This is a genomic window from Stieleria sp., from assembly GCF_041595215.1.
GTDB lineage: Bacteria > Planctomycetota > Planctomycetia > Pirellulales > Pirellulaceae > Stieleria > Stieleria magnilauensis.
Genome location: NZ_JBFHKV010000599.1, coordinates 1 through 5,212, shown reverse-complemented (window position 1 = coordinate 5,212; position 5,212 = coordinate 1). Strand labels below are relative to the sequence as shown.

The window sequence follows — 5,212 nt, the reverse complement described above, 5'->3', positions numbered from 1 at the left end:
TACGCCGAAGGATTGCCGACCAAGAAGATCGCCGAAAAACTCGGCAAAAGCGACGTGTCGGTTCGTGTCCTGCTCTCGCGCAGCATGCGACAGCTGGAAAAGATCCTCGACGACGTCCGCCCGACACGGAAATAGCAGCCGTTGATGGAACGCGGGTTGGCAGAATGATTCGGGGCAGAATGATGGCATCGAGTAGGGGGCCATGCGGTGCGTGACTGTCCCGTATGGCATGCACAGCATGCCCTACTGGTCCTGGTCTTCGGACACTTTCACGCGGCCCTGCTTTTCCCACATCGCTTGCCGCTCGGCGAAGCGTCGTTTGCGTTCTTCCGAGATTTCGTTGACGCAATTGGGGCAGTGAACACCGGCTTTAAAATCCGGGTGCTGCTGATCCTCTTTCGACACCGGCCATCCACAGGCGAAACACATCACATGCTCGCCCTCGGCCAATCCGTGGCCGACCGAAACACGCTGGTCGAACACGAAGCAGTCGCCGTTCCACTTCGACTCTTCTGGCGGGACGGTTTCCAGATACTTCAAGATGCCACCGCGGAGGTGGTAGACCTCTTGGAAACCTTTTTGTTTCAGCAGCGCCGTCGACTTTTCACAGCGGATCCCGCCGGTGCAGTACATCGCGACCTTTTTCTGCTTGGACGGATCGAGCTGCTGGTCGACAAACTCGGGGAACTCGCGAAAGGATTCCGTGTGCGGATTCTGGGCGCCTTCAAAGCTGCCGATCGCGATCTCGTACTCGTTGCGGGTATCGATCAAGACGACTTCGGGATCGGAAATCAAATCGTTCCAGTCACGCGGATCGACATAGGTTCCGACCGATTCTTTGGGATCGATGCCCTCCACGCCCATCGTCACGATCTCACGTTTCAATCGGACGCGGCTGCGTCGAAACGGTTGTTCGGCGCACCTGGACTCTTTGACGTCCAGATCCGCGAACTCGGGAATCGACCGCAAGTGGTCCAGCACGGCGTCGATGCCGTCGCGCGACCCCGCGATAGTTCCGTTGATGCCTTCGGTCGCCAACAACAACGATCCCTTGACGTTGTGCTCGACAAGCACCGCTTCGATCGACGGCCGCAAGTCTTGAAACTGCGGCAAGGCGACGAATCGGTACAGCGCCGCGACGACGATCGGCAGGTCATCGTCGGTCCGTTGGTGTGATTCGTTCGACATCGTGATAACCAGTGAATCGGGTCCGCTGACTGGGACGCGTTGACTTGAAACGACCTCAGCGCCCCGCCTTACTATCGAGCCCCCGTTGGTGCCCAGCCTTCAGCCGCAACCGTTGGTGCCCAGCCTTTAGCCGCTCCCCAAGTCGCCTTCAGCCGCAACCGTTGGTGTCCAGCCTTTAGGCGCTCCCCATGCCGCCGTCAGGCGACACCCCCAAAGTGAAACACCGTTTCCTCTAGCTCAACGCCCGTAGGCTCGCGCCAAACGGCTGATCATCGTTTGACATCAGCCGGTTCGCGCCAGCGTCCGGGCACCTCGCCGATGAAGTGAACTGAGCGGTCTTGGGCTAAACCCCAGACAACAACGTGCAGTGATCGCCTGAAGCCTGGCTTACAGCAGCATCCGCAACGCGGCCATGGCGGTGGCGTAATCGGGTTCCTCGGTGACTTCGGCGACGATTTCCTTGTGGACGATTTCGCCGTCGGCGTTCAAGACCAAGACGGCACGGGTGAGCAACTTCAGCTCTTCGATCGTCAATCCGTAGTCGTTGCCGAAGGCGTGGGTTTGGTAGTCGCTGGCCGTCCGCATCTTGATGTCCTCGGCCCCACAGAATCGGGCTTGGGCGAACGGCAGGTCGCGACTGACCGTGACGGCGTTGATTTTGTCACCCAGCGAGGCGAGTTCTTCGTTGAACTTTTTGGTCTGGGTCGCACAGGTCGGCGTGTCCAAACTCGGGACCACGCTGATGATGCTGGGCTTGCCTTTCAGATCGGCCAACGTCAACGTTTGGATGCCGCCTTCGGCGTAATGGAGTTGAAAGTCGGGTGCCGGTGATCCGACAGCGAGCGCCTCTCCGGCCAAAGTCATCGGATTGCCCTTGAAAGTGATGACGCCAGTTTGACTCATGATAAAAACCTTGTGTGGTGATCGGTGCGACACATTTTTACGGAACAATGTTAAGCTGTTGAAATTATGTTGCCCCGACACGCAACCGGGAATGGGTCTCACCCCGGATGCACGGACGAGAGAATAAAAATTTCCAATGTTTTTGCCGCATTCGCCTCCGCCAACCCTTCGTTTCCTCGCTTGCCTCGCCGTGCTGGCCCTGGCCCCCGCCTCCCCTCGGCTGACCGCCGCCGACGGGTCAAAATTCGCCCACAGCGATGGCGACGCCCGGTTTCTGCACCAGATCCACCTCTACGATGCGAACAATCGCCGCATCGAACCGGACTCGACGACGCCCTATTCCAGTCTGAACACCTGTGGCCGCTGCCACGACTATGAAACCATCTCCCACGGCTGGCATTTCAACGCCTTTCTGCCCGAGTCCGCCGACGGCCGCGAAGGCGAACCCTGGATCTGGACCGATCCCCGCACCGGCACTCAATTGCCGCTGTCCTACCGCGGCTGGAAACAAACCTTCGACCCCCGGAAAATCGGAATCGACCAGTGGGCCATGGTCCGACAGTTCGGCGGACGCCTGCCCGGCGGTGGCCTGGGACACGCCCCCGAACCGGACGACTCACCGGCCGACGCCGATACCGATGCCGACGCAGAGACCGACGGCGACGCCGAAGCTGCTGCCGAAAGCACCGAAGCGGACGCGACCGCATCGCGTTGGCCCCTGTCGGGATCACTGGAAATCGACTGCCTGGCATGCCACGGCGTTTCGGGGTCCTACGACTTCAACGCCCGGCGGGAACAGATCGCCGAAGAAAACTTCGCCTGGGCCGCCACCGCCGCGCTAAAAATCGGCACGATCGACGGCCAGGTCTCGCGGATCAAAGAGGGTTCCGACCCCGAAGACGAAGCGACCCAAGAAAAACTGCCGAAAGTCACTTACAACGCCGCCCGCTTCGCGACCGATGGCACGGTGTTCGTCGACCTGGTCCGCAAACCGCAAAACAACGCCTGCTACCAGTGCCATAGCAACCGAACGGTCGACGATTCGGGCATCCAACCCCGCTGGACGCACGACGAAGACGTTCACTTGCGAGCCGGAATGCAATGTGTCGATTGCCACCGCAATGGCATCGACCACCACATCGTCCGGGCCTTTCCCGGCGAAGCACACCCCAGCGGCAAAGACATGGTCACGCTGTCGTGCGCCGGTTGCCACCTGGGCGCCGACTTTGTCAACGAACTGAATCAACCGTCCGACGACGACGAACCGGAACCCCACACGTACGACACGACTCAATTGGCCGGTCGACTGGGCTCACCGTATCCCACCCACGCCGGACTGCCACCGCTGCACTTTGAAAAACTCTCCTGCACCGCCTGCCACGGCGGCCCGCTGCCCCGCGACCAGGCACTCGGAATCATGACTTCCCTGGCACACTCCCTGGGCGAAAAAGGCCACCGCACCGGGACGGAACTGCCGAGGATCGCCGGTCCGGTCTACGCCAAGGGCGACGACGGCCGAGTGTACCCGCACCGCGTGGTTTGGCCGGCGTACTGGGCCAGTCTGGTCGATGGCAAACTGCAACCGCTCGATCCCGACTCCGTTTACGAGACCACGCGCCGGGCACTGCGGGTGCGAAGTGACTTCACGGGCGAATTGTTGTCCCCCAAACTCGGCAGCTCGGAACTCAAGGAAGCGCTCGGCGAAGATCGCTACCGCACCAAGCCCGAAGAATGGACCGAAGAGGAAGCCGCAAAAGTCGAAGCGGCGACCAAGGCAGCCGGGGAGCAATTGTTCGGCGAAAAGATCTCCGCAGCCATCGCCGCCCTGGAAGAAGAACTCGGCGTCGCGCAGGCTGTCTACGTGTCCGGCGGTTTTGTCTATGCCAGCGGAGACGAAGAAGAGACGGTCAAGAAAATCGAAGTCAAAGACGTCGACTCGATCGACATGGTCCGTTGGCCGATGGCACACAACGTTCGCCCCGCCGGTTGGTCGTTGGGGATCAGCGGATGTGTCGAATGCCACAGCGACACGGGCATGATCTTCGCCAGCACTGTCTCGGCAGTCGGTCCCGGCCCGGACCAGGGTGAGCCGGTGGCGATGTTCACGCTGCAAGGCATCGATGCAGACCAGCGTCTGACGTGGAACGAACTGTTCACCGGACGGGCCAGTTTCAAAATCATCGTCGCCACGTCCATCACCGTCCTGTCGATCACGTTACTGCTGGCCGCCGGCATGTGGGTCGGCCGCCTGGGACGTGCTTGATCCGGTAACAGGCTTCATGGTTGCTCCAATCACGGTCCACCGATTCAGCGTCCTTTGTCTGGCGGTGTTGCTGTGCATCGCCTGCCCGGTCGCGGCCGACGCCGAAACGTTGCGAGTGGGCTTGATCGATCCGATCGATGGGTACGGTCTGCCGGTCGGGCGATTGCCGCAACTGCGACGTTGCCTGGTGACGGTGGACGACTCGGGGTCAATCGGCAATTCCATCCACTTGGCGAAGTGCCCGCCCGACGTGATTTCGGTCTCCGATCACCGCGTCCAAGGCGCGTGCGGACGTCCGATCGAACTTCCACACGACTGGGACCTGGACACCGATCTTCGTCTCTATCGCGGTGTGGCCTGCGGCCCCTGGCGTCCCGGGACCGTCGTCCGCGAAAGGCTGCTCGAACAGCAACCCAACCCACTGCTGTCCAGCCCTTGGTCCAAATGGAAGCCGCTGGTTGAATCGAATGTCCCCAACGATGTCATCGCCCGCATCAACAAACGTGGGGCATGGCAGGTGGCGTTTGACTGGGACGCCAACCTCGTGATCAGCGAGGACGAGGTTTTCACGTTGCCGCCCGGGTCGCTTGAACAACCGCATCTGTTTCAGCGCGACGATGCGATCTTGATGATGCAGCCGGTTGCGAATCCGACATCCGACTCGGCGGACCAGCTTCGCTTGAAATGCTGGACGATCTCAGGCTCAACTCGCGACAAGGATCGACGATCGGAACCATCGCTGTTGACCTTGTTGTTGCAGGCGTCCGGCGAACTGCCGAGCGAACGGGGCGGCATCGAGTTGGTTTGGCTGGATGTCGGCGGTCTGTTGCCGGCGGACCTGGGTGCAGCGATGGACGC

At 61.0% G+C, this 5,212-nt stretch carries 5 protein-coding genes; 3 read left to right on the top strand and 2 right to left on the bottom strand.

Annotation, left to right across the window (positions count from 1 at the left end):
• Positions 1–135 (top strand): sigma factor-like helix-turn-helix DNA-binding protein (locus ABX749_RS20830; protein WP_372897672.1); only part of this gene is annotated, 135 nt, incomplete at its 5' end.
• Positions 136–243: 108 nt separating this feature from the next.
• Here the strand turns inward: ABX749_RS20830 and ABX749_RS20825 are convergent.
• Together ABX749_RS20825 and tpx are read right to left on the bottom strand one after the other, a co-directional pair.
• A complete protein-coding gene (locus ABX749_RS20825; protein ID WP_372897671.1) occupies positions 244–1,188 on the bottom strand; it encodes a rhodanese-related sulfurtransferase in 945 nt (314 codons plus the stop codon).
• Positions 1,189–1,575: 387 nt separating this feature from the next.
• Positions 1,576–2,091: a thiol peroxidase gene (gene tpx / locus ABX749_RS20820; RefSeq protein ID WP_372897670.1), complete on the bottom strand. Its 516-nt coding sequence runs from the start codon at positions 2,089–2,091 to the stop codon at positions 1,576–1,578.
• A 136-nt stretch (positions 2,092–2,227) separates the two neighbouring features.
• Here tpx and ABX749_RS20815 point away from each other — a divergent pair, with 136 nt between their 5' ends.
• Both ABX749_RS20815 and ABX749_RS20810 read left to right on the top strand, forming a co-directional pair.
• Positions 2,228–4,354 carry a hypothetical protein gene (locus tag ABX749_RS20815; protein WP_372897669.1) on the top strand — a complete coding sequence of 709 codons (2,127 nt, stop codon included), beginning with the start codon at positions 2,228–2,230 and terminating at the stop codon, positions 4,352–4,354.
• A 16-nt stretch (positions 4,355–4,370) separates the two neighbouring features.
• The coding region (locus ABX749_RS20810) for a hypothetical protein (RefSeq protein ID WP_372897668.1) at positions 4,371–5,212 on the top strand (842 nt) is incomplete at its 3' end.

Coding starts and splice junctions, on each gene's coding strand:
- ABX749_RS20825 (WP_372897671.1), bottom strand. CDS start 1,188: ATGTCGAACGAATCACACCAACGGACCGACGATGACCTGCCGATCGTC.
- tpx (WP_372897670.1), bottom strand. CDS start 2,091: ATGAGTCAAACTGGCGTCATCACTTTCAAGGGCAATCCGATGACTTTG.
- ABX749_RS20815 (WP_372897669.1), top strand. CDS start 2,228: ATGTTTTTGCCGCATTCGCCTCCGCCAACCCTTCGTTTCCTCGCTTGC.